1 tRNA gene is annotated in these 386 nt (G+C 37.6%); it reads left to right on the top strand.

Annotated elements, in window-relative coordinates:
- The first annotated feature begins 13 nt into the window (after positions 1 to 13).
- Positions 14 to 89 (top strand) — tRNA-Ala (locus tag AOQ71_RS41985).
- Positions 90 to 386: the final 297 nt, after the last annotated feature.

Below are 386 nucleotides of genomic sequence, written 5' to 3'. Positions count from 1 at the left end.
GATGATGTAAGCTGGGGACTTAGCTTAGTTGGTAGAGCGCCTGCTTTGCACGCAGGAGGTCAGGAGTTCGACTCTCCTAGTCTCCACCAGAACTTAAGATAAGTTCGGATTACAGAAATTAGTAAATAGAGATTTCGGTCTTGGTTTATTAACTTCTGTGATTTAAGTATCACGGTATTAAGCATGACCTGACGAAGGCGTGTTTATTCATTAACAGATTGGCAAAATTGAGTCTGAAATAAATTGTTCACTCAATAACAAAGAGAGACGAAGTAATTCTGATCTTGGAGTTAATTGAGAACTAGCAAATTAACTGAATCAAGCGTTTTGGTATATGAATTTAGATTGAAGCTGTACAGTGTTTAAATACACAGTGCTCTAAACTG

It is taken from the genome of Bradyrhizobium manausense (genome assembly GCF_001440035.1).
GTDB classification, from domain to species: domain Bacteria; phylum Pseudomonadota; class Alphaproteobacteria; order Rhizobiales; family Xanthobacteraceae; genus Bradyrhizobium; species Bradyrhizobium manausense.
Note: the sequence above shows the minus strand (reverse complement) of the source record. Positions and strands in the feature narration are given on the sequence as shown.